At 66.8% G+C, this 25,722-nt stretch carries 23 protein-coding genes and 2 pseudogenes; 11 read left to right on the forward strand and 14 right to left on the reverse strand.

Annotated elements, in window-relative coordinates; all coding sequences use genetic code 11:
- The first annotated feature begins 232 nt into the window (after window positions 1–232).
- Window positions 233–1,135 carry a LysR family transcriptional regulator gene (locus ASF43_RS06025; RefSeq protein ID WP_056177659.1) on the forward strand — a complete coding sequence of 301 codons (903 nt, stop codon included), beginning with the start codon at window positions 233–235 and terminating at the stop codon, window positions 1,133–1,135.
- Window positions 1,136–1,151: 16 nt separating this feature from the next.
- On the opposite strand, the gene ASF43_RS31580 is transcribed toward ASF43_RS06025, so the two are convergent.
- The 11 genes and pseudogenes from ASF43_RS31580 to ASF43_RS06075 form a co-directional block, all read right to left on the reverse strand.
- A partial coding sequence (locus tag ASF43_RS31580; RefSeq protein ID WP_235578138.1) for an MBL fold metallo-hydrolase occupies window positions 1,152–1,577 on the reverse strand: 426 nt, incomplete at its 5' end.
- Between the two features lies 1 nt (window position 1,578).
- Window positions 1,579–2,180, reverse strand: a pseudogene (locus ASF43_RS32185) (MBL fold metallo-hydrolase); the annotation flags it as partial.
- Between the two features lie 317 nt (window positions 2,181–2,497).
- A pseudogene (locus ASF43_RS06035) lies at window positions 2,498–3,123 on the reverse strand (carboxymuconolactone decarboxylase family protein).
- A 97-nt stretch (window positions 3,124–3,220) separates the two neighbouring features.
- Window positions 3,221–3,472: cupin domain-containing protein (locus tag ASF43_RS29685; protein WP_235578139.1), on the reverse strand; the 252-nt coding region annotated here is incomplete at its 5' end.
- A gap of 681 nt (window positions 3,473–4,153) precedes the next feature.
- Entirely contained in the window at window positions 4,154–4,894 is a 741-nt protein-coding gene (locus tag ASF43_RS06045) for an SDR family NAD(P)-dependent oxidoreductase (RefSeq protein WP_056177663.1), read from the reverse strand.
- Between the two features lie 40 nt (window positions 4,895–4,934).
- Window positions 4,935–5,909 (reverse strand): tripartite tricarboxylate transporter substrate binding protein, encoded by a 975-nt coding sequence (locus ASF43_RS06050; protein WP_056177665.1) that lies wholly within the window; start codon window positions 5,907–5,909, stop codon window positions 4,935–4,937.
- A 34-nt stretch (window positions 5,910–5,943) separates the two neighbouring features.
- On the reverse strand, window positions 5,944–7,431 hold the full coding sequence (locus ASF43_RS06055) for an aldehyde dehydrogenase (RefSeq protein ID WP_056177667.1): 1,488 nt from the start codon (window positions 7,429–7,431) through the stop codon (window positions 5,944–5,946).
- A 38-nt stretch (window positions 7,432–7,469) separates the two neighbouring features.
- A complete protein-coding gene (locus ASF43_RS06060) occupies window positions 7,470–8,867 on the reverse strand; it encodes an MmgE/PrpD family protein (protein WP_056177669.1) in 1,398 nt (465 codons plus the stop codon).
- 63 nt (window positions 8,868–8,930) lie between these two features.
- On the reverse strand, window positions 8,931–9,920 hold the full coding sequence (locus ASF43_RS06065; RefSeq protein WP_162241769.1) for a tripartite tricarboxylate transporter substrate binding protein: 990 nt from the start codon (window positions 9,918–9,920) through the stop codon (window positions 8,931–8,933).
- Between the two features lie 129 nt (window positions 9,921–10,049).
- A complete protein-coding gene (locus ASF43_RS06070; RefSeq protein ID WP_156373158.1) occupies window positions 10,050–11,117 on the reverse strand; it encodes a tripartite tricarboxylate transporter substrate binding protein in 1,068 nt (355 codons plus the stop codon).
- Window positions 11,117–11,713, reverse strand: coding sequence for a VOC family protein (locus tag ASF43_RS06075; protein ID WP_056177675.1), 597 nt, complete (start codon window positions 11,711–11,713; stop codon window positions 11,117–11,119). Before ASF43_RS06075 ends, ASF43_RS06070 begins: the two co-directional genes overlap by 1 nt.
- Window positions 11,714–12,031: 318 nt before the next feature.
- Here ASF43_RS06075 and ASF43_RS06080 point away from each other — a divergent pair, with 318 nt between their 5' ends.
- Window positions 12,032–12,346: a hypothetical protein gene (locus ASF43_RS06080; protein ID WP_156373159.1), complete on the forward strand. Its 315-nt coding sequence runs from the start codon at window positions 12,032–12,034 to the stop codon at window positions 12,344–12,346.
- A gap of 53 nt (window positions 12,347–12,399) precedes the next feature.
- Here ASF43_RS06080 and ASF43_RS06085 read toward each other — a convergent pair whose 3' ends face one another.
- On the reverse strand, window positions 12,400–13,356 hold the full coding sequence (locus ASF43_RS06085; RefSeq protein WP_082497628.1) for a tripartite tricarboxylate transporter substrate binding protein: 957 nt from the start codon (window positions 13,354–13,356) through the stop codon (window positions 12,400–12,402).
- 240 nt (window positions 13,357–13,596) lie between these two features.
- On the opposite strand from ASF43_RS06085, the gene ASF43_RS06090 reads away from it, so the two are divergent.
- The 6 genes from ASF43_RS06090 (at window position 13,597) to ASF43_RS06115 (ending at window position 19,242) form a co-directional block, all read left to right on the forward strand.
- Complete coding sequence (locus ASF43_RS06090; protein WP_056177681.1) at window positions 13,597–14,478, forward strand: 3-keto-5-aminohexanoate cleavage protein; 882 nt, start codon at window positions 13,597–13,599, stop codon at window positions 14,476–14,478.
- A gap of 56 nt (window positions 14,479–14,534) precedes the next feature.
- Entirely contained in the window at window positions 14,535–15,371 is an 837-nt protein-coding gene (locus ASF43_RS06095) for a carbon-nitrogen hydrolase family protein (protein ID WP_056177683.1), read from the forward strand.
- A gap of 12 nt (window positions 15,372–15,383) precedes the next feature.
- Window positions 15,384–15,947 (forward strand): carboxymuconolactone decarboxylase family protein, encoded by a 564-nt coding sequence (locus ASF43_RS06100; RefSeq protein WP_082497677.1) that lies wholly within the window; start codon window positions 15,384–15,386, stop codon window positions 15,945–15,947.
- Between the two features lies 1 nt (window position 15,948).
- On the forward strand, window positions 15,949–16,878 hold the full coding sequence (locus ASF43_RS06105) for an NAD(P)-dependent oxidoreductase (RefSeq protein ID WP_162241770.1): 930 nt from the start codon (window positions 15,949–15,951) through the stop codon (window positions 16,876–16,878).
- 2 nt (window positions 16,879–16,880) lie between these two features.
- Window positions 16,881–18,242: an MmgE/PrpD family protein gene (locus ASF43_RS06110; RefSeq protein WP_056177688.1), complete on the forward strand. Its 1,362-nt coding sequence runs from the start codon at window positions 16,881–16,883 to the stop codon at window positions 18,240–18,242.
- A 109-nt stretch (window positions 18,243–18,351) separates the two neighbouring features.
- Window positions 18,352–19,242, forward strand: coding sequence for an IclR family transcriptional regulator (locus tag ASF43_RS06115; protein ID WP_056177690.1), 891 nt, complete (start codon window positions 18,352–18,354; stop codon window positions 19,240–19,242).
- 114 nt (window positions 19,243–19,356) lie between these two features.
- On the opposite strand, the gene ASF43_RS06120 is transcribed toward ASF43_RS06115, so the two are convergent.
- Window positions 19,357–20,811, reverse strand: a complete 1,455-nt coding sequence (locus ASF43_RS06120) for an aldehyde dehydrogenase family protein (protein ID WP_056177692.1) — start codon at window positions 20,809–20,811, stop codon at window positions 19,357–19,359.
- A 240-nt stretch (window positions 20,812–21,051) separates the two neighbouring features.
- Window positions 21,052–21,876: an SDR family NAD(P)-dependent oxidoreductase gene (locus ASF43_RS06125; protein ID WP_056177694.1), complete on the reverse strand. Its 825-nt coding sequence runs from the start codon at window positions 21,874–21,876 to the stop codon at window positions 21,052–21,054.
- A 206-nt stretch (window positions 21,877–22,082) separates the two neighbouring features.
- On the opposite strand from ASF43_RS06125, the gene ASF43_RS31185 reads away from it, so the two are divergent.
- Genes ASF43_RS31185 through ASF43_RS06140 form a run of 3 tightly spaced genes read left to right on the forward strand, consistent with a single transcriptional unit; the run spans window position 22,083 to window position 25,697 of the window.
- Window positions 22,083–23,183: a hypothetical protein gene (locus ASF43_RS31185; RefSeq protein ID WP_162241771.1), complete on the forward strand. Its 1,101-nt coding sequence runs from the start codon at window positions 22,083–22,085 to the stop codon at window positions 23,181–23,183.
- Window positions 23,184–23,193: 10 nt separating this feature from the next.
- The gene (locus tag ASF43_RS06135) at window positions 23,194–24,891 is read left to right on the forward strand and encodes a GMC family oxidoreductase (RefSeq protein WP_056177698.1); all 1,698 of its coding nucleotides are present in this window, start codon (window positions 23,194–23,196) and stop codon (window positions 24,889–24,891) included.
- A 17-nt stretch (window positions 24,892–24,908) separates the two neighbouring features.
- Entirely contained in the window at window positions 24,909–25,697 is a 789-nt protein-coding gene (locus ASF43_RS06140; protein WP_056177700.1) for an SDR family NAD(P)-dependent oxidoreductase, read from the forward strand.
- The last annotated feature ends 25 nt before the right edge of the window (window positions 25,698–25,722 follow it).

Genomic DNA, 25,722 nt, shown 5'->3' on the forward strand with positions numbered 1-25,722 from the left:
TCACATCGCCGGGGAGAGCAACACCCAGCATCGCAAGACGCTTGGCTGGTGCACGCCCGTCGAAGTTCGCTTCAAGGACCTTCATGGCATTGCACGCTGGAAACATCCAACTGTTGCACATGGGCTTTGAAGCCGCCTAGGTAAGAGTTCGCTGGCCATGGGCAATTTGACTGAGTAATGAGTTTTTTATACATTGATAAGTCAAATTAATCAAAACTCGACCGCAATCCGTATGCCACGACGTAACCTCAACGATCTGCTGGCCTTCGTCACTGTGGCCCGCGAGGCCAGCTTCACCAAGGCCGCCGGCACGCTGGGTGTGACCCAGTCAGCGCTCAGTCAGGCCATCCGCGGGCTGGAAGAACGGCTACAGATCCGCCTGCTCACGCGCACCACACGCAGCGTGGCGCCTACATCGGCCGGTGAGCGGCTGATGAACGCGATCGGCCACCGCTTCGACGAGATAGAGGCCGAACTCGACGCGCTGACCGACCTGCGCGAGAAGCCTGCCGGCACCGTGCGCATCACCTGCGGCGACAACGTGATGCACACTGTGCTGCTGCCCAAGCTGATGCCGCTGCTGCGCACTTATCCCGACATTAAGCTGGAGTTCGACATGAACTACGGCTTTCGCGACATCGTGGCGGACCGCTTCGATGCCGGCGTTCGCATGGGCAACACCATCGACAACGACATGATCGCCGTTCCCATCGGGCCGCCGCTGCAAATGGCGGTGGTGGCCTCGCCGGCCTACTTCTCCGCCCATCCGGCGCCCAAGACGCCTGCCGACCTGACGCAGCACCAGTGCATCAACCAGCGCATGCCGACATCGGGCGGGCTCTACGTGTGGGACTTCGAGAAGCGCGGACGCAAGGTCAATGTGCGGGTGGACGGCCCCCTGATCTTCAACACCGCCCCGCCGCAGGTGGACGCGGCATTGGCGGGGCTGGGTATCTCGTTGCTACCGGAGGACGAGTTGATGCCGCACATCGCCTCGGGCCGGCTGGTGCGTGTGCTGCAGGACTGGTGCCCCAAGTTCGCCGGCTACCACCTGTACTACCCGAGCCGGCGACAACCCTCGCCCGCGTTCTCGCTCGTGGTCGAGGCGCTGCGCCTGGGACGCCCGGCCCGATAGGGCTGGCTGGAGTTTTCTACGGTGTCGCCTGCACCTGCGTGCCGGGGTCGATGCCGCGCCACCAGTGCTCGAAGTGCTGCTGCGCATCGCCGATCCGCACCACCTCGCCGATGCGCGGCGTCAGCAGCCGGTAGGACTTCCCGGCGCTGGCCGCCACGGCACGCTCGAACGGCTCGTCCCAGGCGTGGCGTGCCAGGCTGAAGCGACCGGCATGGGCCGTGAGCAGGCTGCGGGCGCGCAGAATTTCGGCGGCACGCGACGCCTCTTCCGGGTTCATATGGATGTCGCCCCACTCAGCGTTGTACTGGCCAGCGTCCAGCGCCACCAGGTCGAAGCCGTCGAATCGCGTGGCCATGCTTTCGAAATGCGGGCCGAAGCCGGTGTCGCCGCTGAAGTACAGGCGCCGCGTGGGTGTCTCCACCGCGTAGCTGGCCCACAGCGCNCGCGTGGCCATGCTTTCGAAATGCGGGCCGAAGCCGGTGTCGCCGCTGAAGTACAGGCGCCGCGTGGGTGTCTCCACCGCGTAGCTGGCCCACAGCGCCTGGTTGCGTTCCATGAAGCGACCCGAGTAGTGCTGCGCCGGCAGCACGTGGATCTTCAGGTCGGGCGCGAGCTCCACCGTCTGGTGCCAGTCCATCTCGCGGATCTTCTCCGGCGGAAAGCCCCAATGCGCCAGGTGCGCGCCGTTGCCGAGCCCGGCGATCACCACGCGGGTCTTGGACAGCAGGCCCTTCATGCTGGCGTAGTCCAGGTGGTCGTAGTGGTCGTGCGAGATGAGTACCGCGTCCACCTCGGGCACGTCCTCGACGCGGTAGATGGTGGTGCCCTCGAAGGCCTCCACCATCCAGGGCAGCGGCGCCGCGTGGTCGCTGAACACCGGATCGAYCAGCAGCCTGCGGCCCGCCACCTGCACGAAGTAGGAGGAATGGCCGAGCCAGACCAMGATGTCTTGCYCGCGCGGCAGCGCGGCCAGATCGGTCTTCACCACGGGCAGCGCCGCAGGCGGACGCGGCCGGTCCTTGGCCACGAACTGCCCGCGTACCACCTGCCATGCGAACGCCAGCCCCCCAGGGCGTGGCGGCGACNACGGGCAGCGCCGCAGGCGGACGCGGCCGGTCCTTGGCCACGAACTGCCCGCGTACCACCTGCCATGCGAACGCCAGCCCCCCAGGGCGTGGCGGCGATGCCACCTCGTTCTGGAATGCACCGTTGCGGTACTGCGGCGAGGCCTGCACGGCGCCGAGCCGCTCGCCCTCGGGCATCTGCCCGAGCGGTGGGTGCACATAGGCGCAGGCGCCCAGCACGGCCACCACGACCAACGCCACGATCGATGCTGCGGCCCGCTTTGCGTAGCGCATGCGGTCAGCCCGCCGGCCTACTGGCCAGGTGCTGCTGCAGGGCCTCGCGCGCACGCTGCCCGCTGTCGGCGCCCACACGGTCGGCCAGCAACTGGGCAACCAGGCGCAACTGGTTTGCCGTGATGCCGATGTTCATGCTGATGCGGATGTGGGACAGCAGTTGCGACTCCACCCCAGTGATTGCCGCCAGCATGCTGACCGTGGCCACCTCGCGGCTGTGCCAGTCGAGGTTGTCGCGCTCGAAGATGTCGCCGAACAGATGGCTGCGCAGGTACTCACCGGCGCGCCGACCAACCGGGTCTGGTTGGCCGTGCCGGCCGCCAGCAACGCATCGCCCCTGGGGATGGGCTTGCTGGGTGCACGGCCCGGTGCATCCTGCACGCCGCGTTGCTTGCGCGCGTCGACCACCTTCATGAGTTCGGCCAGCGCGTTCAGGCTGCGCGGAAAACCGGCATAGGCGTAGAGCTGCACCAGCACCTCGCGCGCATCGCTGACGGGCAGGCCGGCGTCCAGGCCCTGGTTCAGCGCAGCRTTCAGGCGCGGCATGTCGCCGGCGGCCGCCAGTGCCGCGACGGGCACGATGGCCTGCTGCGCGGCGGTCAGCTGTTCCGAAGAGGGTGGAATCGGCATGTTCTGGTTTTCTCGCGGGTTCTGGGGGCTGGCKCAACCGCTGGACATGGCCAGGCCGATGGCCGCAGCGGCGCCCAGGGACATCAGCCGGCGTCGATCAGCGTGCGCTGTACTGTTCATCGCTGACCTTCTCCATCCATTCGACGTTCTTGCCATCCACCGCACCGCTCACGGCCAGGTGGGTCATTGCGGTTGACGGTCCCGCACCGTGCCAATGCTTTACGCCGGGTGGGCACCAGACGCTGTCGCCCGCGCGCAGCTCCTGGATCTGCTTGCCCCATTCCTGCGTGAAGCCCACACCCGACGTCACCAGCAGGCGCTGGCCGGCCGGGTGGGTGTGCCACGCCGANCGCGCGCAGCTCCTGGATCTGCTTGCCCCATTCCTGCGTGAAGCCCACACCCGACGTCACCAGCAGGCGCTGGCCGGCCGGGTGGGTGTGCCACGCCGARCGCGCACCGGGCTCGAAGGTCACCATGTGGCCGGACGCGGTGATCTGCGCATTGCAGGCCAGACCGGCTCGACCCGCACGCGGCCGGTGAAGAACTCGGCAGGGCCGGCGCCCAATGGCTGGCTGCCGGCGCGCGCGATCTGCTGGGTGGCCGGGGTCTGCGCCTCGGCAAGACCTGCGGTGGCCATGACGGCGACCATCGCCGCGGAGCAGATTGGACATGAGTTGATCACGGGTTTCCTTTGAATGGATGGGTGGCTTGCCGTGACGGCGTCCAAGACACCGTGCGCAGCGGCAGCATGCGCGCGCGCTTGCGTGTGGTCGCGAAGAGGCCGGTCATCGTGGGGTCAGGCTTTCATAGATACTCAAAGTTAACCAATGGCAGCCAGCGCGACTAGCCGGTCTGCGTTGCTTGTGCCTATAAGCGCCACTCATGAATGAGGAGGCCGGCGAGCGCATGAATAGCGCCGATCCGGCATTGCCCCGCATCTTGCTGCGCGCGGGGCAAGCCTTCTGCCCTCCCGTTGGCCAGCGCCGCAAGCGGCAGCGCGGGGGCACGCAACGCCCTTTGCGGCTGTGCTTCAGTGGTACGACCGGCCGCCGTCCGCGGCAAGCGTGGCGCCCGTCACGTACGACGACTCAGCACTCGTCAGAAAGAGCACCACGCGCGCGATCTCCAGCGGATCGGCTACGCGCTTGAGCGCATAGTTGCCCACGTTGGCCCGAAAGCCGTCGGCCATGGGCGTGTCCACCATGCCGGGACACACGCAGTTGGCCCGGATCTTCGGCGCCAGTTCAGCTGCCAGCGCACGCGTGAGGTTCACCACACCGCCCTTGGAGGCGGCATACGCGGTCAGTCCCGGTGCGTTGGGCAGCAGGCCCGCGGCCGAGGCGATGTTCACTACCGAGCCAGCGCTTTCAGCCGCCATGAACCGCAGGCACGAACGCGTGACCATATAAGTGCCGGTCAGGTTGACTTCCAGCGTCTTGCGCCACACACCCACGGGAGTCTCGCCCACCGGCCCGATGGTCATGATGCCGGCGGCGTTCACCACGCCATCGATGCCGCCGAGGAAAGCCGCCGCCGCGTCGATGGCCTGGTCGACACCGCCCTCGTCCGAGATGTCCACGACCAGGCCGCAGCCACCGGTCTCGGCCGCCGTGCGCTGCACCCCGGCCGCGTCCAGGTCCAGCAGCGCAAGCCTGGCGCCTTCCTGCGCCAGCAACCGGGCCGTTGCCTTACCGATGCCCGAGGCCGCGCCCGTCACGACGAGCTTGCGCCCCGCGAGCCGGCCTGGCACCTTAACGTCCGCCTGATTCATGTCCACTCTCCTTGCTGTGTGTGTTGCGGGCCGACGTGCGTCAGTCCGTGATCCTGATGTTGTTCTCTAGGATGACTTCGCGCCAACGGGCGACCTCGGCGCCGATGTACGCGTCCAGCTCTGGCCCGGTCCTGATGTCTTCGATGAACGCCATGGGCCGGAACCGGTTCTGGAACTCCGGGTCTCTCACCGCCTTCGTGATGCTGGCGGCCAGCTTGGCCACGAAATCGGCCGGTGTTCTGGCCGGCGCCATGAAGCCATACCACAGCGTCGGATCGATCGAGGCAAAGCCCAGTTCGCGCATGGTCGGCACATCGGCCAACAGGCCCAGGCGCTCGGGCGCGGTCACCGCCAGCACCCGGATCTTGCCGTCGCTGCGCAGGCTCGCCACCTCGGAGGCCGAGGCGAACATCACCTGCGTGAAGCCACCACCCAGCGCCTGCAGCCCTTCCGGGTTGTTCCGGTACGGCACATGCACGCCCTTGCCGCCGACCGTCTTCAGGAACCTGACCATGTTGAGGTGCGCCATCGTGCCCACGCCGCCGGACGCGAAGGTGACGCCGTTGCCCGACCTGGCAGCCGCCACCAGCTCGCCGACGGAGCCGATGCTGGCCGGTGGTGTCGCTGACACGGCCAACGCCAGCGGGAAGCCGCCGACGCCCACGATCGGCGTGAAGCTGCGCAGGTTGTAGGGCAACCTGTCGCGCAACGCGGTCTGGGCTATGCCAGCGCTGATCAGGCACAGCAGCGTGTGGCCGTCAGGGGCCGCCGAAGCAACGACGCCGCCAGCGATCGTCGTCGAACCGCCACCCCGGTTCTCGACGATCACGCCCTGCCCGTACTCGGCCGCGAGCTTGCTGGCCACGAAGCGGCTGATGGCATCGTCGGTGCCGCCCGCTGCGTTACCGACCACGATGCGGATGACCCGGTCCGGATAAGCAGCCTGTGCCATGCCAGGCAGTGCGCAGGCTACCAGCGCGGCGGAGGTCGCTGCCCACTTTCTTCTGGTGATCACGTCGTCTCCTTGGATTTCTTCGGCGCCTGCAGCGTCAGCGCTGCAGAAATGGGTTGCTCGGCGCGCTGGAGGCCGTCGAAATCATCACGCTCTTGGTCTCCAGGTAGTCATCGACCGCCTCCACCCCGCTCTCGCGGCCCAGGCCGGATTGCTTCATGCCACCGATGGGGACGACAAAGCTGTAGGCCCGGTAGGTGTTGACCCAGACCATGCCGGCCCGCAGCCGTTTGGACATCCGCATTGCGCGTCCGACATCGCGCGTCCACACGCCAGCGGCCAGGCCGTAGGCCACGTCGTTGCCGATCTCCAGGGCCTGCGCTTCGGTGTCGAAGCCGATGATCGAGAGCACCGGGCCGAACACTTCCTCTTGCGCGATGCGCATGCCATTGGACACGTCGGTGAAGATGGTCGGCTCCACGAACTGCCCGATGCCCAGCCCCTCGCCACTGGCCGGCGAGCCGCCCAGGATGCAGCGCGCGCCTTCGGCCTTGGCCAGGGCGATGTAGTGCAGCACCTTTTCGTATTGAGGCCGCGTGGCAATCGGGCCAATGTTGGTCCCGGCCTTCATCGGGTCGCCCAGCTTCAGGTCGCGCGCCATGGCCACCAGCCGCTCGGTAAACTTTTCGCGGATGGAGTTCTGCACCAGCAGGCGCGAGCCCGCCGTGCACATCTGCCCCCCCGCCGCGAAGATGCCGGACACTGCGCCGACAACGGCCATGTCCAGGTCGGCGTCGTCGAAGACGATGTTGGGCGACTTGCCACCCAGCTCCATGGCCACGCGCTTCATGCCGCGCGCCGCCGCCTCGTACACCTTGGCCCCGGTCACGTCCGATCCGGTGAAGGTGACCTTGGCCACATCACGGTGCTCGACCAGGGCCGTCCCCACTTCCTGCCCGAGACCGGTGACGACGTTGATCACGCCATCGGGCAAGCCTGCGCGCTTGGTCAAGGCCGCCAGTTCCAGCGAGCTGACCGAAGCGAACTCGGATGGCTTGAGCACCACCGAGCAGCCCGCCGCCAGCGCGGGCGCGCACTTGATCGTGAAGAACATCAGGGGCGAGTTCCACGCCGTCAGCGCGGCCACCACGCCCACCGGCTCGCGGTAGGTCATGGCCACCATTTCGGCCTTGTCGACCGGCAGCACCGCGCCCTCGATCTTGTCGGCCAGCCCGGCGTAGTAGTACCAGTGCTCGGGCAGGTAGGCCAGTTGGCCATGCATTTCGGCGAGGATCTTGCCGTTGTCGCGCGACTCGATCTCCGCCAGGCGCTGGGCCACCTCGGGCTCGCTCAGCAGATCGCCGATCTTGCGCAGGATCCGGCCGCGCTGCGACGCGGTCATCTGGCTCCATTCGCCTTCGTGCATGGCGCGGTGCGCGGCCGCCACGGCGCGCTCGGCATCCTGCGCGTTGCCGCGCGGAATGCGCGCCCAGGTTTCGCCTGTGTAGGGGTCGACGCTGTCCAGCCAGGCGCCGCTGGCGGGTTCCACCTCTGCTCCGTCGATCCAGTGTTGGTAGGTCTTCATGTGATCTCCTTGAAAAGCTTGGCTCACGCCGGTGGGATTCAGGCGGCGTGCGCGGCATCCACGACGCGCACCAGGGTGGTGGCGTCGGCCTGGTCTTCCAGCGTGCGCGCGATGCGGATGGCTTCGGCGATGCGATCTGCAGGCACGGGGACGGCCGCCACGGCGGCGCAGGCGCTGAACTTGGCGGCGATGCCGTCCCAGTCCATCGGCGCTTCCTGGCTGCCCGGCACGCTGTGGCCGACGCGCTCGAAGCTCCGCCCGTCGCGGGTCGTGATCTCCATGCGGCCATCGGGAATCTTGAGCTTCCAGTCCAGGCTGCTGTCTTCCACCGGTTCGATCAACTGCGCCATGGCCAAAACCTCTGGATCCTTCAACGCCTTGGCGCTGAAGTCCGAGATGCGCATGCCGCCCTTGGCCGCCGCCAGCGCCACGCAGAACGGCAGGCTGAACTTCGCATCCACCAGCGTGGCCGGGGCGCGCCGGGTATCCAGCGGCGTGCACATGCGTTGGTGGAAGTCACCCACGAACACGCGGATGCGTTCGATGTCGCGCGCCGCAATGCGGTGCTCCTGCATCAGCTCGACGGTCGCGTGGATGTAGGTATGGACATTGCCGACCGCAGGCCAGGCCTTGAACAGCGTGGTCGCGCCCAGGTAGTCCGTGCCCAGGCCGTCCAGCATCTTGTCGCGCGCGTACTGGCCGCCGAAGTACACATTGAAGATACCGGCGCGGCCTTCGAACAGCGTGCCGATGCCGGTGATGCCCCTGGCCGCCAGCAGCGCCGCCAGCACCGCACCCTGCGAGGTGAAGCCCGCGTACATGCCGCGCAGGTCGCTGCCGATGCCGAAGATCACCTCCATCGTTCCGCTGGACTGCATGCTGGCGATGCCCAGCGCGTGCGCAGCCTGCGCGCGCGGCAGCCCCAGCACATGGGCGCCCGCCCCTGCGGCCGCGAACGCGCCCACCACGGACGACAGGTTCCAGTCCTGCTTCCAGCCCACGTTGCAGCGCAGGCGCGCGAACAGGTCCTGCCCGATGGCCACGGCCGTGATCAGTTGCTTGCCGCTGACGCCGCCGACCCGCTCGGCCAGGGCCAGCGCGGTTGACACGACGGAGCTGTCCGCATGGGCGCCCCACGGCGTCTGGGAGTCGAAGTCCAGGCAGTGCGCCATGGCGCCGTTGGCCAAGGCGGCTGCAGCAGCCGGCACCTTGCCGCCGAAGCCCAGCACGGTGCTTTCCGCGCGGCCGCCGGTCTCCAGCACCAGATCGGCCAGGGCGCGCACTGCCGGCTCCATGCCACTGGCTGCCAGGGTCACGCCCAGGGTGTCGAGGATGGCCTGCTTGGCCGCCTCCACGGCAGCGGGCGGAAGGTGCTCGAAGCGGGTTTCGGCGACATGGTGCGCGAAGGCGTGGCAAAGATCGGTGTCGGTGTTCATCGTGTGCAAGGGCTGGTGGGGACGCAGGGGACACCGCGGGGCGCGAGCGCCGCAGGCTCAGGCTCAGGACGTGCCGACCTTGACCTTGCCGCGCAGCTTCTTCCACTTGGCCAGGTCGTCCTGGAGCTGCTTGCGGAACACGTCTGGCGAGGCGGAGCCGGGGCGCAGGCTCGTATCACGCAGGCGTTGCGCCACCTCGGGAAGTTGCGCGACCTTACTGAACGCCTCGTTCAGTTGCCTGACGATCTCGGGCGGCATGCCGGCCGGCCCCATCAGCGCGTAGAAGGTGTACGCACCGACCTCGCGCAGCTCGGGTACACCGGATTCCGCGACGGTCGGCAGGTCGGGCAGCGAGGCCACGCGCTGCAGGCCGGTGATGCCGATTGGTTTGAGCTTGCCGTCCTTGATCAGCGGCACGGCAGTGGCCACCATGGCCATGGTCAGGTCGACGTTGCCCGCCATCGTGTCGCGGGTCGACTCGGCCTCGCCCTTGTAGGGCACATGCAGGATCGAGGCGCCCGTCAGCGCCAGCACGTACTCGACCGTCAAATGGCTACCCGAGCCGATGCCGGCCGAGCCGTAGGACATCTTGCCCGGGTTCTGCTTCGCATACGCGACCAGCTCGGCCATCGAGTTCACAGGTGCTTCCTTGCGCACCAGGAACACGGCCTCGCCCTCGGCAATCAAGGTGATCGGGGTCAGGTCCTTTAGCGGGTCGTATGGCAGATCGGTGCGCACGCCAGGCCCCTGGACCAGCGCGCCGCCGGAGCCGATCCACAAGGTGAATCCATCGGCCGGCGCGTGGATCACCGGTTGCGCAGCCAGCAGTTCCGACGCGCCGGGCCGGTTCTCGACGATGACCGGCGCCTTCAGGATGTCAGGCAGCTTGGCTGCATAGAGACGAGCCAGGCTGTCCATGCCACCGCCGGGGGAATAGCCAACCATCAGCTTGATGGGCCTGGTGCCTGCGAGCTGCTGGGCGGCGCAGGTTACCGGGATCAACGCCGCGGCGACGAGCAGTACCGCCACGCCATAAAGAATGTTCGGTTTCATGTCTCTCTCCTGTATGAAAAGCTGGGATGGCCGGCGCCGCGCCGGCCGACGACCCGCCCTGGGCATGCGTACGCAGCCCACGGTGATTGCTATGGGTGTTGGCGTCCGCCCCGGCGGACGCGCCGGTGCTCAGTTAATGGTCACGCCGGCTGCCTTGACGACCGGGCGCCACTTGTCCATTTCGGCCCGCAGTCCGTCGCGCACGGAAGCGGGCGTCGTACCCGGCTCTACTTCCACGCCCATCGCCAGCAAGCGCGCCCGGAAGCGCTCGTCGGCCAGAATTTCGTTGATGGCGCGATTGAGCTTGTCAATGACCGCTGGCGGCGTGCCCTTGGGAGCAGCCAGGTAGTACCACGTGCCGGCTTCCAACCCCGGCACCCCCGCCTCTGCCGCCGTGGGAACGCTGGGCACGACCTTCGAGCGGGCCTTGGCCGTCACGGCCAGTCCCTTCAGGCTACCCTCCTGGATGCGGGGGCCACACACGGCGGGCGCACAAAGCTGGAAGGTGGTCTGCCCCCCGATCAGGTCGGTCAGCGCCGCGCTCTCGCCTTTGTACGGAATGTGCAGTGCATCCGCCTTGGTCAGCTGCTTGAACAATTCGCCGCCCAGATGCGCCGGAGCTCCAATGCCAGGCGAGCCGAACTGCACCGCGGACGGCTGGGCCCTCATCTTCTGCACGAGGTCGGAAAGTCGGTCGATGCCCGACTTCGCGGAGACCGTCAGGATCAGGTCGATCTGGCCGATCTTGGCAATGGGCTCGAAGTCGTTGATCAAGTCCACCTGGAGGTTCGCGCCGGGGACGACAGCGTTCGCCGCCAAGGTCGCCGTGCCGACCAGCAAGGTGTAGCCATCCGGGCGTTCGCGCGCCACTGCACCGGCAGCAATGCCGGCGCTGGCGCCCGGCCGGTTCTCTGCGATTACCGACTGGCCCAGCTTCAGTGCGAGTTGCTCGCCCAACATGCGGGCCGTGACGTCGGTGCCGCCACCGGCCGTGAACGGGATCACGAACTTGATCGGCTTGTTGGGGTAGTTCTGCGCGGCCACCTGCGCCGGGCCCAGCGCCAGCATGACGAGCGAAGTGCACAGCCCCCAGTGGATCGCACGCCTTGCGCACGATGCGACGGCCGTTTGTGCCATGCCTCGCAGCACGCCAGCGCGCCGGAGGGTCGTTTGGATGGGGTGTTGGCGCATCGACATCACACAGCCTCCTGGGCAATGGAACTGAGAAAGTGGTCCTTGTCCTTGAACCGGTACACGCGCTGGCCCGCATCGGGCCGCTCGCACAACTCCTTGATGCGCGAAAAGTACACGCGCCTGGCCGAGCTCATCGGCACGAGCTCGAGCATCACGCCCAGCTCGCCCGGGGACTGCATGTAGTACACGTCGATCTCGCCTGCCGGAGAACGGATGGACGCGACCTCTTCGAACCCCTGCGCCGTGAGCTTGCGAAAGGCCGCCGGCATGTCGTCGGGCCAGAACGCGATATGGTGCGCACCGCCATTGCCGCGCGGATCACGTTCGGCTTCCGTGTAGATGGAAGGCGCATCGTTCTTCTGGAAGATCAATTCGATCTGCGTGTCGCCAACATAGGACAGCGCTAGCGCGAAATCCACCGGGCTGCGCTGGCCGCGGTGGATGAAGTGGCGGCTACCGAGGGCTTGCTCGAACACGACGAAGGGCCCGGCCTGGAAGGTCTCCGTCCAGAGCTTGAGCGCGGCCTCCATGTCGCCGACCAAAAAGGCGAGCTGCATCTTGCGGCCCAGGAAAAATCTGTCGTCGGCGGTTGCTGCCATGCGTCGTCTCCAATCTGTCGCGGGAGGTGCTTTGCGACCGTCGCAAATCATTAAATCCCGTGATATGCGACAAATTTTAGGTGGCGTGCATCTGCAGCGCAAGGGATCCCATCAAAAAAATCGCCATAACTAACGCCATGAGCACTCAGAGAGGGAGCGGTCACGCCACCAAGAAACTTACACATATCTCACATATCGGGATTTGTGTAAGATCATGGCAGCAGCGGCACCGCCGGCGCCGGCGGTCCTGCTCTGGCAGTGGGTTCAACGCCGCTGCACACGCCCGCTTGTCAGCCTCTACAGGACCAGGAGAACACCATGAAGGCATCAACAGTCAGAGTCGCTGAAGTGAACGCAGCGGCCATCGACCACTACAAAGCCATGCGAGGCGCTCTGCTCGAAGGGAGCGACGAGGATCGCCTACTGTGCGAGATCGTGGTCACCGCCCAGCTCGCGCTGCTGGGGCACGAGGTGCCTTTCAGGATCCACGCCATCCGCCTGTTCGGGTTGGGGGTTTCCAGGGAACGGCTGGAGCGCGTGATCCTGGCCGGGATCGGTGTCACGCTGGTGTTGCCGCAAGCGGCGCTGGTGCTCGACTGGATCGAGGCGGCGCAGCGCGAGCACGCTGCCTGAGCGCGTCAGGCCCTTGCGCCTGCGCGGGCCACCGTCGCGTGCAGCAGGGCCGCTCAGTCTGTCTCGATCCGGGCCGTGGCGACTAGCTTGCGCCAGCGCGCGATCTCGGCGTCCTGGTAGCGCGCCAGTTCATCGCCGCACAGCACCATCGCCTCACGGCCGCCGGCCTTGTCGCCATCGTGTACCTGCGCGCTGTTCGCCGCCTGGCGCACCGTCTGCCGCATCTTCGCCACCATGGCCGCGGGCGTGTTGCGCGGCAGATAGGTGGCGAACCACACGCTGACATTGAAGCCTGCGACGCCCGCCTCCGGCGCCGAGGGCGCCTCTTGCAGCGCTGCGGAGCGCTTGGCGTCCGCTGCGACCAACGGCCGGATCCGCCCACTCTGGTAGCTGGACTTGGCCGTTGACACATCGGACATCAACAAGTCGACCTGGCCGGACTGGATGTCGACCAGCGCCTGCGACGTCGCCTTGTAGGGAACTCCACGCAGCTCGATGCCGGCAATCTGCTGCAGCCACTCCGCAGTCAGCCGCGTGAGACCGGTCGAAGTGGCGTAGGTGTACTTCTGCGGATGGGCCTTGGCGTCGGCGATGAACTCCGGCAAGGTCTTGTGCGGCAGCGTGGCCCGCATCCACACGTTCATAGGCGCTTTGGATATCGCACAGACGGGAACGAGATCGGCGGGGTCGAAGGGCGCGACCTTCTTAAGCACCGGCAACAGGGTGGGCACGGAGTTGCTTGTGAACAGCACCGTCAGCCCGTCTGCAGGCGCATTCAACACCGCACGAACGCCGATCACACCCTCCGCGCCAGCGCGGTTGTCCACCACGACCGGCTGGCCCAACGCCTCCGACATCGCGAGAGCGAACGGCCGTGCTGTCGAGTCCACAGACGAACCCGCGCCGAACGGCACGATCAAGCGGATGGGTGTGCCGGATGGCACCTGCGCACCAGCCCATCCCGAGACCAGTAGCACGCCGGCACACCCAAGATTCGCAATCGTCTTCATCGATGTCTCCAAAAGCTCGACGACACACTTGCGCCGCCCATCTACAATTTTATCCCGCTATATGACATATATCAACAACCTAGACACTCCTTATACGGCCCTCAAAGAGATCGCAGACCCAACACCCGATCGATGCGATGAACCCCAGCATCAAATAATATCTCGTTTAGCGGGACTTATTGACACACGCATCGCGCCCCGCGACAATCGAACGAACCCGCACCACCACGAGGAGACCTCTTGCACAACCCCGTCATCTTGACCTGCGCCGTCACCGGCGGCGACGACACCGCAGGCCGCTTCCAGGCCGTCCCGGTCACACCCGAGCAGATCGCGCGCGCCGCCATCGATGCCTGCAAGGCCGGTGCCGCCATCGCCCACATCCACGTGCGCCACCCGGAGACGGGCAAGCCGAGCATGGAGACCGCGCTGTACCGCGAGGTGGTGGACCGCATCCGCGACAGCGGAAGCCCCGTCATCGTCAACCTGACCACCGGCCCCGGTGCGCGCTTCGTGCCCAGCAACACGCTGGCCAACACGGCCGAGCCCGGCTCCAACCTGCGCCCGCCCATCGAGCGGGTGCAGCACATCGTCGAGCTCAAGCCCGACATCTGCAGCCTGGACATGGGTACGCTGAATTTCGGCAAAGGCGTGCTGGTCAACGTGCCGGCCCATGTAGAGACCATCGCCGCGGCCATTCGCGCGGCCGGCGTCAAGCCGGAACTCGAAGTGTTCGACACCGGCCATATCGCGCTGTCGCTGGACATGATCAAGCGCGGCCTGCTGGACGACAAACCCCTGTTCCAGATGGTGATGGGCGTGCCATGGGGCGCGCCGGCCAGCACCGAGGTGCTGGCGTCGATGAAGAGCATGCTGCCGCACGGCGCCCAATGGGCTGCGTTCGGCGTCGGCCGCGCCCAGTTCCCAATGGTGGCGCAGGCTTTCCTGCTGGGCGGGCATGTGCGCGTCGGACTCGAAGACAACCTGTACATCGCCAAAGGCGAACTGGCACCGGACAACGCATCCCTGGTCCGCAAGGCGGCCAACGTCATCGACTTGCTGGGCAGCCGGCTGGCCACGCCCGCAGAGGCGCGCGTCATGCTGGGGCTGGCTTCGGTATGAACCTCACCCGGCCGCCCGAAGAGGTTCGCTCCGCAGCCGAAGGCGAAGGCCCCCGCATGAGCGACAGGTCGTTCATCGCGGCCTGCGTGCAGCTGTGCCCGGGCGATGACCGGGCGGCCAATCTCGAACAAGTGCGCCACGGTGTGCAGAGCGCACGCCAGCAAGGCGCCGCCCTGGTAGCACTGCCGGAATACGCCACTTTTTTACACGCCAGTGGCGCCGCCATGCGCAACAACGCCGACGCCGAGCTGGCCGACCCTGCGCTGCCCAAGCTGCAGGCCATGGCGCGCGAGCACGCGGTCTGGCTGCTGGTGGGTTCGCTCGCGCTGCCCGGCCTCGAAGGCCGGCTGGTCAACCGCTCCTACCTGCTGTCTGCCGACGGTGCCGTCGTGGCGTCCTACGACAAGATTCACATGTTTGACGCGACGCTCAAGGGCGGCCGCGTGATCCGCGAATCCGCCGCCTACGCGCCCGGCGCCACGGCCGTGTTGGCCGAGACGCCCTGGGCCCGACTCGGCCTGTCGATCTGCTATGACGTGCGCTTTCCCCACCTCTACCGTCAATTGGCCCAGGCCGGTGCCGAGGTGCTGGCCATCCCGGCGGCATTCACCAGGCAGACCGGCAGCTTGCACTGGCGGGCCCTGCTGCAGGCACGGGCGATTGAGAACGGCGCGTTCATCCTCGCCCCCGCGACTTGCGGCGAGCACCCCGGCGGGCACCAGACCTATGGGCATGCCATGGTGATCGGCCCCGACGGGCAGGTCCTTGCCGAAGCCGGCGACGCCCCGCAGGTGGTCTGCGCGCGAATCGACCTGGACCAGGTCACCAATGTGCGCGCACGGCTTCCTTCCCTGACCCACGACCGGGCGTTCCAGTTGGCAACCCCGGCCTGAAGCGAGACACACATGACCCGATTCGAAGTTCTGGACCGTGAGCAGATGAGCGCCCCCCAGCGCGAGGTGGCCGACGCCATCGCCAGCGGTCCGCGCGGCGCACTGAAGGGGCCGTTCCTGGCATTGATCCACAACCCGGCGCTGGCCAGCAAGGTGCAGGCGCTGGGCGAGCACCTGCGCTACAACACCGGCATCGCGCAGCAACTGGTCGAGATCGCCATCCTGGTCACGGCCAGACGCTGGAGCTGCGACTACGAATGGGCCGCTCACGCACGCATCGCACGCGAAGCGGGCTTGCGCGAAGAGATCACCGGCCCCATCGCACAGGGCCGCCGGCCCGATGGCATGGACGCCACCGAAGAAGCGCTGCACGACTTTGCGTACGAGACCGTGTGGCTGGGCGAGCCGTCGGATAGCGCCTTCGACGCACTGGCGGCCATCTTCGGCAAGCCGGCCACGCTCGACGTGCTGGCCGTCTGCGGCTACTACACGCTGCTGGCCTTCGTGCTCAATACCGCCAAACTGCCCTTGCCGGCCGGCGCATCGCCACTGCCCCCCAACGCGGAGAACACCTGACATGACTGCACCGAAAGTCGGATTGATCGGCGCCGGCAACATGGGCCAGCCCATGGCGCTACGCCTGCTGGAACAGGGCGTGGACCTGTCGGTCTGCGACCGCAACCCCGCTGCTCTCGAGCCCCTGGTGGCACTGGGCGCCCATGTCTGCGCCGACCCGCAGGCGCTGGCTGACCGCTGCGAACTGATCATCGCTTCCATGCCTTCGCGCGAGGCGAGCCTCGCCGTGGCGCTGGGCGAGCGCGGCATGGCGGCAGGCAAGGCGCTGCGGGTCTACATCGAGACCTCGACGTTGGGCAGCGCCGTCATGGACAAGATCGCCACCGGGCTGCGCAGCAAAGGCATCGGCCTGATCGACGCGCCGATCAGCGGCGGCCCTCCGGCTGCGCGCATCGGCAAGCTGGCGGTGCTGGCATCGGGCAGCGAGGCCGACTTCGGCTACGCCCGTGCCACGCTGGACCTGCTCGCCGCCAAGCTCATCTACCTGGGCGCCAAGCCCGGCATCTCCCAGGTGGCCAAGATCATCAACAACCATGTGTCCGCCGCGGGCCGCATGGCGGTGTTCGAAGGGCTGACCATGGGCATCAAGGCCGGGTTGGACCCGAAGGTGCTCAACGAGGTGTTCAACGCCGGTTCCGGCCAGAACTACACGACCCTGCACAAGGTGCCGGCCGCCATCCTGAGCGGCAGCTTCAAGTTCAACGGGCCCCTGTCGATCGGCTTGAAGGACGAGGCGCTGATGCTCGAAGAGGCCGAACGCCATGGCGCGGCCCTGTGGCTGGCGCCGCGCATCCTGGAGCTGTACCGCGAGGCGGCCGCCGCCGGCTACAAGGACGAGGACAGCATGAAGATGTTCCTGTTCATGCAGTCACAAGCGCTGCCCGACGGCGGCGCCAAGCTGGCCGCGCAGTGGTCCACGGACGGCCGGTAGGCATGACGCAGGAAGCAGCCGCCAGCCGCATCACCGCCACCTTGGCGCACCAGGTGCACACGCTGCGCCTGGCCGACGTGCCGGAGCGTGCGCGCCACGCAGCCCTGCGCGCGCTGGTCAACATCGTGGGCTGCTGTGTCGGCGGCGCGCGCCACGTTATCGTCGAGACGGCCGCGCACACGCTGCTACCCTACGCTGGCCGGCCCACCTCGGGCCTGCTGGGCCGACCGGAACAGACCGATGCGCTGACGGCCAGCCTGCTCAACGCACTGAGCTCCGCGGCCTATTCGTTCGACGACACGCACGCTGAGACCATCCTACACCCCACCGGCGTGGTGGTCGCTGCCCTGCTCGCGCACGCCGGCCACACGCCCGTGCGCGGCGACGACTTCCTGCTGGCGCTGACGCTGGGCGTGGACGTGGCCTCGCGCATCAGCAAGGCGGTGTCGATGGCGCCGGCGCAGGGGCCGATCGGCTGGTCGCAGACCGGCATTGCGGCCGGCATCGGTGCCGCAGCGGCGATGGCCAAGGTGCTGCAGCTCGACGCCAATCGCACCGGCTGGGCCATCGGGCATGCGGTGCAGCAGGCATCGGGCTTGCGCGTGGCGCACGGCAGCATGGCGGCCACGCTGATCTTCGGCAACGCCGCGCAAGGCGGGCTGCGCAGCGCTTTGCTTGCCCGACACGGACTGAGCGGGCCGGATGCGCCGCTGGAAGGCCGCTACGGTTTTGCCGAACTGTTTGCCAGCGTGCCGCACCTGGCCTATCTGACCGACGGGCTGGGCGAGCGCTTCGAGGTCGAAGCCCTGGCCTACAAGCCTTACCCCTGCGGCATCGTGATCCACCCCGCCGTCGATGCCGCGCTGGACTGCCGCACCCGGCAGCGCCCGGGCGATAGCATCGCCGCCGTCCGCCTGCGCGTGCACCCCTCGGCACTGGCGCTGGGGTTCTGCCGGCATCCGGCTGATCCGCTGCAAGCCAAGGTCAGCCTGTACCACTGGACGGCTGTTGCGCTGGCCACCGGCCGCGCGGGCTTGGCGGAAGGTGGCAGCCAGGGCATCGACGACCCGGAGATCGTGCGGCTGCGCGGCCTCATCGAGGTGGAGGCCGACACGCAACTCACGCCAGAGGCCGCCAGCCTGATCGTGACCCACGCCAATGGCCACCAATGCATGGCCGAAGTGGCGCAGTGCAAGGGCAGCGTGGCCAATCCGATGACCGACGCCGATCTGGAAGCGAAATTCCACGGCCAGGCCAGGCTGAGCCTGCCGCCCGAGGCGGCAGCCGCGCTCTTGCACGCCTGCTGGACGGTGGAGCAAATGGACAACGTGGCCGACTTGGTGGCGCTAGCCCACGCTGGCTGAACGAGCGCCGGCCAGGCCCTGGCGCCGAGGGGTGCTCGGCTATAGTTTCCAGGTTCCGCATTGCGAACCCGTGAGATTTTCTTGCGAGGCAAGGAGCAGTTCGAAGACCATGGCCACACGCGCGACGAAGACAACCCCGGCAACCAAGCCTGCCAGCAAGACCCCGAAGCTGAAGAAGGCCGAGGGCGATGCGCAGAGCAGCTTCGAGCGCATGCTGGGTCTGCTGGACTTGTTCACCCCGTCCATGCCGGTACGGCCCGCGCTCGATCTGGTCAACTACCTGGGCACCTCGCGCTCCACCTCGTACCGCTACATCAAGGCCCTGCACGCGGCCGGCCTGATCGAGGCGGTGGCCAATGGCCGCTACGTGCTGGGACCACGCATCGTCGAGTTCGACCGCCAGATCCGCATGTCCGACCCGCTGTACAAGGGCGGCGGCAAGGTGCTGCCTCCGCTGGTCGCGCTGACGGGGCATTCGGCATTGCTGTGCGCGCTGTCCAGCGACACCGTGATGTGCGTGCGCGAGGAATTGGCACCCGGCAGCCCGGCTGTCCTGTTCTCGCGCGGCCAGCGCCGGCCGCTGTTCGCGGGGGCGGCATCCAAGGTCATCCTGCCCTACGTGCCGCCGCACCGGTTGCGCAGCATCTTTCAGCAGCACCAGCGCGCCATCGCGCTGGCCGGCCTGGGCACGGACTGGCAGTCGTTCCGCGACACCCTGTCGGCCATCCGGCGCGACGGCTACGTCATGAGCCAGGGCGAGTTCAACCCCGGCGTGTTCGGCATCAGCGCCCCGGTGTTCAATGCGGCGGGGCTGGTGGTCGGGAGCATCGGCATCGCAGGCTCGCAAGAGCGGCTGGACCGCAAGAAGATGCCGGCCTACTGCGAGGCCGTGGTCGCCGCGGCCAGGCAGCTCAGCGAGGCGCTGGCCGACGAAGGCGGCGACCTGATCAACCCGCCGCGCGCCTTCGGTTCGGTGTCCGCACGCAACAGCGGGCCTTGACCGGCCGGGCAAGCTGGCCGGGTCTTACCGAGACTTTCTCATCAAGAGCCCAGCGCGTTCACCTCCATCCATAGAAACCACAGGTGCTGCACTTCGCTTTCAAATCCGCGATGTTCAACGAACCAGTTCGGGCAGAGCGGCAGCTTCTTCGGCAAATCCGTAAACCGACTTGATCTCAAGATACTCTTCAAGTCCAAAGACACCCATCGACCGTCCAATGCCCGATTGCTTGTAGCCCCCCATCGGCGTCAGGGAGTTGGTGGCAGCTCCGTTGAAGCAGATGCGTCCGGCACGCAATCCACTTGCGAATTCATAGCCGCGCTTGCGGTCGCCCGCAAAGACATAACCCCCCAGGCCGTAAATCGAGTCATTGGCAATTTTCAGCGCCTCGCTTTCGGTGCTGTAAGGCATGACGGCAAGAACAGGGCCGAAGATTTCCTCCGTGGCGATGGTCATTGCCTCGGTCACTCCGCTGAAAACGGTCGGCCTGACGAAAAGCCCCCGCTCATAACCGTCGGGTCGGCCGGTACCGCCGCAAACCAGCTTGGCCCCCTCATCGATCCCCGACTGGATATAGCGTTGCACGGTCTCGTATTGCGCCTGGTTGATCACTGGTCCCATCGTGGTGCGGGGGTCGTGCGGATCACCCAGCCGGAACTTGGATACTTCGTCAACCAGGAACGGCAGCACCGATTCAACCTGGCTCTCATGCACCAACATGCGGCTCGGCGCGTGGCAACTTTGGCCGACGTTGAAGAAACACCGTTGAATGTTCCATCGTGCAGCGGCCTCGAGATCGGCATCCTGCAGCACGATGTTCGCGGACTTTCCGCCCAGTTCCAATGAGACCCGCTTGACCGTCCCCGCGGCAGCCTCTCCAACTTTGACACCGGCTACGGTAGAGCCGGTGAACGATACGAGGTCGACATCCGGATGCGCTGACAACGCTTCTCCGACAACACGTCCACGCCCAAGCAACAGGTTGAATATGCCAGGAGGCAGGTCAGCCTTGTCCATGACCTCGGCCAGCAAAAGACCACTGAGCGGAGACGCATCGGAACCTTTCAGAATGGACGTGCAACCTGCAGCCAGTGCGTAGATGAATTTGATGACCGGCGTCTGAATCGGCCAATTCCACGGCGAGATCAATGCACAAACGCCTATTGGCTCGCGCCGCACAATGCTGTCACCCATCCGTGTTTCGAATCGATACGACTGCAGCAGATCCCGGGCTACTTTCATATGCCCGATCGGTCCGCTAACCTGAGCGACTGCGGAAATCGGAGAGCCCAACTCATTCGCAAGAACATCGATGAAGTCATCGACCCGCGCTTCGTAGGCTGAAATGATTCGGTCGATCATGGCGACACGCTCTTGGACACTGGTCTTCAAGAACTCCTCGAACGCGCGGCGAGCAGCCAGTACGGCCAAGTTCACGTCAGTGGCATTAGCGCCATTCGCGACGATGGCAAAGACTTCTTCGGTGGCTGGATTGACCATCTCACGCTTGCCTGGCCCTGAAGGTGCGAGCCATTTGCCGTTGATATAGTGCTCGGTGTAATTTTTCATTGAATTTCCTTTGTGCGAGATTCAGTAACGATAGCTTGTCTAAAAAGCGGCCCTAGCCCAACTACCCCGAAGCGGAAACTTCAACATGCCGGGGGACGCAGTGGCCAAGTGATGGCATACCCAGAAATGAACTTCTTCTCTGCTGCCAGCGTTATTCATCGCCATTCATTGAAACAAGGGTGTTGCACTTCATCTTTTAATCCGCCCCTCCTGGGTTGGGATGCAATGAAGGTTGTGAAATCAGCTGCTGTGCGTCAGGCCGCCATCGCAGGCGATGGTCTGGCCGGTCACGAAGGCCGACGCCGGCGATGACAGGAACATGACCAGACCCACCAGGTCGGCAGGCACCTGGCTGCGGGGCAGGCACTGCTGGGCGAGCTGCTGCTGGCGCCGTTCCAGCGTGGGGTTGACCGCGCGATCGACCTCGGTCGCCACGCCACCGGGGCGGATGCAGTTGACGGTGACGCCATGCGGCCCCAGCTCGCGCGCCAGCGCGTTCGTCATGCCGATCAGCGCGGACTTGGACGTCACATAGTGCAGGTAGTTGGCAACGCCCAGGCGCACCGCATCCGACGAGATGTTGACGATGCGGCCCCACTGGGCCTCGCGCATGGCCGCAGCCACGGCGCACACGCTGTTGAACACCCCGGTGATGTTGATGCGCATGACACGCTCCCACTCCGCCAGCGGAATCTGGTCGAACGGTCGCTTCTCCAGCGTGGCGAAGATCGCCGCGTTGTTGATCAGCACGTCGACGCGGCCGAACTCGGCGACGGTCGCGTCCACCATGGCATCGACCGACGCGCGGTCGCCGATGTCGACCTTCACTGCGATGCCGCGCCCGCCTGCGGCTTCGATCTCGGCCAGCACGTTCTGCGCGGCCTCGATGTTGAGATCGGCCACGACAGGGATGGCACCCGCCGCAGCGAACTGCCGCGCGAACTCGCGACCAATGCCCTGGCCCGCGCCAGTAACGATCACGACCCGGCCAGTGACGCCGAAATCCCGCGCGGAGGCCGGTACGCCCGAATCCTGCGGGGCATGAACAAATGCATTGATTTCCATCGTGTGCTTTGCGAAGTAGTTAAAAAAACAAGTTTGTCTCAATTGGCGAGACTAGTTTAAGTCCTTGCAAACGTGAAAGCAAGTGGTCCCATGGCGGCGCTTCTGGGACCGTGGGTGGATGCGACGGAAGAACGGGCGCGCACATCGGCACTTGTATTTTGTGTCACCATTTGGGATAATTTATCCCAACCGCACAGGACACAACCATGAAAGCAGAAGGCATCGTTCACCAAGGCCCGGCCAGCGCCTCTGGTACACCCGAGGGGCAAGAGGTCCATCTCTATGCCGGAACGGCGGGCCACTCCGCCTGGTTCAGCGATGACCTGGGGGACACCTGGGTGCATCCCAACAGCCACTCCGGCATGTACCTGGAAGCGCGGGTCTGGGCCTTCAGCAGCCACCCGGCCACACCGGAAACCTTGCATGCCGGGACGGACGCAGGCGTCTACCGCTGGGACGAGCGCACCGCGCGCTGGCAGGCCATCTCCACGCAGCTCGGTGACGTGTGGGCCATCGCGCACGCACCCGAGAACCCGAGCACCCTGTTCGCCGGCACGCGCCCTGCAGCGCTCTACCGGTCCGTCGACGACGGCGTGACCTGGAGCGAGCTTGCAACGCCAGGCATCGCCAAGTTCTCCGACATCAACATGGGGCCGACGCGCGTCACGCAGATCCTGTTCGACCCATTCACGCCGGACACGCTGTGGGCCACGGTGGAGATCGGCGGCATCTACCGCAGCACCGACGCGGGCACCACCTGGCGCCTGCTGACCGAAGGCCTGGTGTCTGCCGACGTGCACGGCATCGCAGTGGCGCGCACGCCGGCCGGCACGGTGCGCGTGCTGGCCACGACCAACCGCGGCCTGCACATCAGCGAGGACCAGGGTGAGACCTGGCGCTTTGTGGCCATGGACACGCCCTCGCAGTACATGCGCTGCGTTGTGACGCGCAGCGACGACCCGGCAACGGTATTCCTTGCCAACGGCAATGGCCCCCCGGGCAACGACGGGCAGCTGCTGCGCAGCCGCGACGGCGGCGACACCTGGGAACGCCTGCCCTTGCCCGGCGAGCTGAACAGCACGCTGTGGTGCGTGGCGCTGCACCCGTCAATGCCGGACTGGATGTTCGTCTGCACCAACCTCGGCCAGGTCTTCCGCAGCACCGATGGCGGCGACAGCTGGCTGCGCCTGCCGCACGAGTTCGGCGAGCTCCGCTCACTGCACTGGCGTGCCGTCCCCGCCGGCACCCGTGCCGCGCCTCACTCGATCACGCGCGCCGTGCCACCCAAACCGCTCGCCTCGGCCTGACCGCGCAGCCATGCAAACCGACTACGACACCATCATCATCGGCGCCGGCTCGGCCGGCTGCGTGCTGGCCAATCGCCTCTCGGCCGACCCTTCCAGGACCGTGTTGCTGTTGGAAGCCGCGCCGGACAGCGGGCCCGCAGGGGAGGCCGAGGACGTGCGTGACCCCTACCCGTTGTCCTCCTACAACCAGAGCTACTTCTGGCCCGAGGTCAAGGCGTTCTGGCGCAACAGCCAGCGCGGCGGCGCGGTGAAGTTTCCGCAGGCACGCATCATGGGCGGCGGCTCGGCCGTGGCCGGCATGGTGGCGTTCCGCGGCACGGCGGACGACTACGACGAGTGGGCGGCCCAGGGCGCGCAGGGCTGGTCGTGGAGCGATGTGCTGCCCTACTTCTGCAAGCTGGAGTCCGACCAGGATTTCCAGGGGTCGTCCCATGGCAACGCGGGACCGATCCCGATCCGCCGCATCCCGCAGCGCGACTGGCCGCCCCTGAGCAAGGCGCTGCACCGCTATGCCGGCGACGCGGGCATGGACTTCGTGGCGGACATGAATGCTGACTTCCGCGAAGGCTATGGCATGACGCCCATCGGCAACCTGGCCTCCGGCCGGGTCACGACGGCAGCCGGCTACCTGACACCCCAGGTCCGCCAGCGGCCCAACCTCACCCTGCTGGCCGCGGCATCGGTACAGACGCTGCGCTTTGCCGGCCGGCGTGTGGTGGGCGTCGTGGCGCAGCATGCGGGGCAGCAGATTGTGCTCAACGCGCGTGAAGTCATCCTCTCTGCCGGCGCCATCCACTCGCCGACGATGCTCCTGCGCGCGGGCATCGGCGACGGTCAAGCCTTGCAAAGCCACGGCATCACGGTTGTGGCCGACCGGCCCGGCGTCGGCCGCAACCTGCAGAACCACGCGGCCGTGTTCGTGGGCGCCGTGTTGGGCCGCGACTTTCGGCAGGACCCGCGGCTGCGCACCCACCCCACGACCTGCATGCGGCTGACCTCCAGCACGCCCGATGCGCTGCGTTCGGACCTGTACATCAACATCCAGAGCAAGACCTCGTGGAACGCCATGGGCCTGCGCCTGGCCAGCCTGAACTCGGTGCTGCTCAAGCCACAGGGCAGCGGGCGGGTGAGCCTGGCGAACGGCGCAGCGGGCAGCGCGCCCGTCGTCGAATTCGGTTTCGGCGACCACGAGGGCGACCTGCTGCGCCTGTCCGAAGGCCTGCTGCGGATCTTCGACATGCTGGCCTCGCCGCATGTCGCGCCGCACATCGGCAAGCCGTTCGTGGTGCGGGTGGGCGACCGCATCCGCAAGTGGAATGCGCTGAGCGAACGCAACGCGCTGCAGGCCAAGGCCTTCGCCGCCCTGCTGGACGTGATGCCACTGGCGCTGGCCGACCGTGTGCTGGCGCGCATGACGGGCACGGCGCTGGACATGGGCCACCTCTCGCGCGATCGGCAAGCCTTGCTGGACTTCGTACGCAGCGAAGTCTCGGGCGTGTACCACCCGGCCGGCAGCTGCCGCATGGGCCGGCCGGATGACCCGATGGCGGTCGTCGACCCGACCGGGCGCGTGATCGGCGTCGACGGGCTGCGCGTGGTGGACGCTTCCATCATGCCGTCGGTACCGCGCGGCAACACCAACATCCCCACCATCATGGTCGCGGAGAAGCTGGCCGACCACATCGTGCACCCCACGGACAGCCATTAGCACTGCCAGAGACACCCATGGATCTCCATCTCAACCACAAGCACGTCTTCATCACCGGGGGATCGAAAGGCATCGGCTTGGCGTGTGCCGCAGAATTCCTGAACGAGGGCTGCGCCGTGACGCTGGTCGGCCGCGACCCGGCGCGACTGCAGCACGCCCGTGACGGGCTCGACGCGCCGGGCCGCCGGATCCACTGCGTGGCGGCCGACCTGACCGACGCAGCAGGTGCGGTTTCGGCCATCGAGCAGGCCGAGGCTGCGCTGGGGCCGGTGGATGTGCTGGTCAACGCCGCCGGGGGCGCCAAGCAAAAGCCGTTTGCCGAACTCGCGCCGCAGGACTGGCGCGCCGCCATGGACGCGAAGTTCTTCACCTACATCAACGTGATGGACCCGCTCGTCAAGCGCATGGCAGCACGCGGCACGGGCGTGGTGGTCAACGTCGTCGGCATGGGCGGCAAGCTGCCGATCACCACACATCTGGTGGGCGGCGCCGCCAACGCGGCCTTGCTGCTGGCCACGGCCGGATTGGCCATGGCCTATGCGCCGCAAGGGGTGCGGATCAACGCGCTCAACCCCTCGAAGACCGCGACCGACCGCTTCATGGAAGGCGTGGAAGCCGATGCGCGCCAACGCGGTGTTTCCATCGACGCGGCGCTGGCCAAGGCCAATGGCTCGATCCCGATCGGACGCCTGGCAACGCCGCAGGACATCGCCAACGCCGTCGTGTTCCTGGCGTCGCCGCGCGCGGGATACATCTCGGGATCGGTGATCTCGATGGACGGTGCGGCGCGGCCGGTGGTCGTGTAGCACCTGCTCGCAGCGCACCAACATC

This window comes from Pseudorhodoferax sp. Leaf267 (genome assembly GCF_001422405.1).
Lineage (GTDB): Bacteria > Pseudomonadota > Gammaproteobacteria > Burkholderiales > Burkholderiaceae_C > Pseudorhodoferax.

What these genes read in the sequence shown, in the direction of transcription:
- ASF43_RS06025 (WP_056177659.1), top strand. Translation starts at nt 233, where the DNA reads ATGCCACGACGTAACCTCAACGATCTGCTGGCCTTCGTCACTGTGGCC.
- ASF43_RS06045 (WP_056177663.1), bottom strand. Translation starts at nt 4,894, where the DNA reads ATGAATCAGGCGGACGTTAAGGTGCCAGGCCGGCTCGCGGGGCGCAAG.
- ASF43_RS06055 (WP_056177667.1), bottom strand. Translation starts at nt 7,431, where the DNA reads ATGAAGACCTACCAACACTGGATCGACGGAGCAGAGGTGGAACCCGCC.
- ASF43_RS06060 (WP_056177669.1), bottom strand. Translation starts at nt 8,867, where the DNA reads ATGAACACCGACACCGATCTTTGCCACGCCTTCGCGCACCATGTCGCC.
- ASF43_RS06065 (WP_162241769.1), bottom strand. Translation starts at nt 9,920, where the DNA reads ATGAAACCGAACATTCTTTATGGCGTGGCGGTACTGCTCGTCGCCGCG.
- ASF43_RS06070 (WP_156373158.1), bottom strand. Translation starts at nt 11,117, where the DNA reads ATGTCGATGCGCCAACACCCCATCCAAACGACCCTCCGGCGCGCTGGC.
- ASF43_RS06075 (WP_056177675.1), bottom strand. Translation starts at nt 11,713, where the DNA reads ATGGCAGCAACCGCCGACGACAGATTTTTCCTGGGCCGCAAGATGCAG.
- ASF43_RS06080 (WP_156373159.1), top strand. Translation starts at nt 12,032, where the DNA reads ATGAAGGCATCAACAGTCAGAGTCGCTGAAGTGAACGCAGCGGCCATC.
- ASF43_RS06085 (WP_082497628.1), bottom strand. Translation starts at nt 13,356, where the DNA reads ATGAAGACGATTGCGAATCTTGGGTGTGCCGGCGTGCTACTGGTCTCG.
- ASF43_RS06095 (WP_056177683.1), top strand. Translation starts at nt 14,535, where the DNA reads ATGAGCGACAGGTCGTTCATCGCGGCCTGCGTGCAGCTGTGCCCGGGC.
- ASF43_RS06100 (WP_082497677.1), top strand. Translation starts at nt 15,384, where the DNA reads ATGACCCGATTCGAAGTTCTGGACCGTGAGCAGATGAGCGCCCCCCAG.
- ASF43_RS06105 (WP_162241770.1), top strand. Translation starts at nt 15,949, where the DNA reads ATGACTGCACCGAAAGTCGGATTGATCGGCGCCGGCAACATGGGCCAG.
- ASF43_RS06110 (WP_056177688.1), top strand. Translation starts at nt 16,881, where the DNA reads ATGACGCAGGAAGCAGCCGCCAGCCGCATCACCGCCACCTTGGCGCAC.
- ASF43_RS06115 (WP_056177690.1), top strand. Translation starts at nt 18,352, where the DNA reads ATGGCCACACGCGCGACGAAGACAACCCCGGCAACCAAGCCTGCCAGC.
- ASF43_RS06120 (WP_056177692.1), bottom strand. Translation starts at nt 20,811, where the DNA reads ATGAAAAATTACACCGAGCACTATATCAACGGCAAATGGCTCGCACCT.
- ASF43_RS06125 (WP_056177694.1), bottom strand. Translation starts at nt 21,876, where the DNA reads ATGGAAATCAATGCATTTGTTCATGCCCCGCAGGATTCGGGCGTACCG.
- ASF43_RS31185 (WP_162241771.1), top strand. Translation starts at nt 22,083, where the DNA reads ATGAAAGCAGAAGGCATCGTTCACCAAGGCCCGGCCAGCGCCTCTGGT.
- ASF43_RS06135 (WP_056177698.1), top strand. Translation starts at nt 23,194, where the DNA reads ATGCAAACCGACTACGACACCATCATCATCGGCGCCGGCTCGGCCGGC.
- ASF43_RS06140 (WP_056177700.1), top strand. Translation starts at nt 24,909, where the DNA reads ATGGATCTCCATCTCAACCACAAGCACGTCTTCATCACCGGGGGATCG.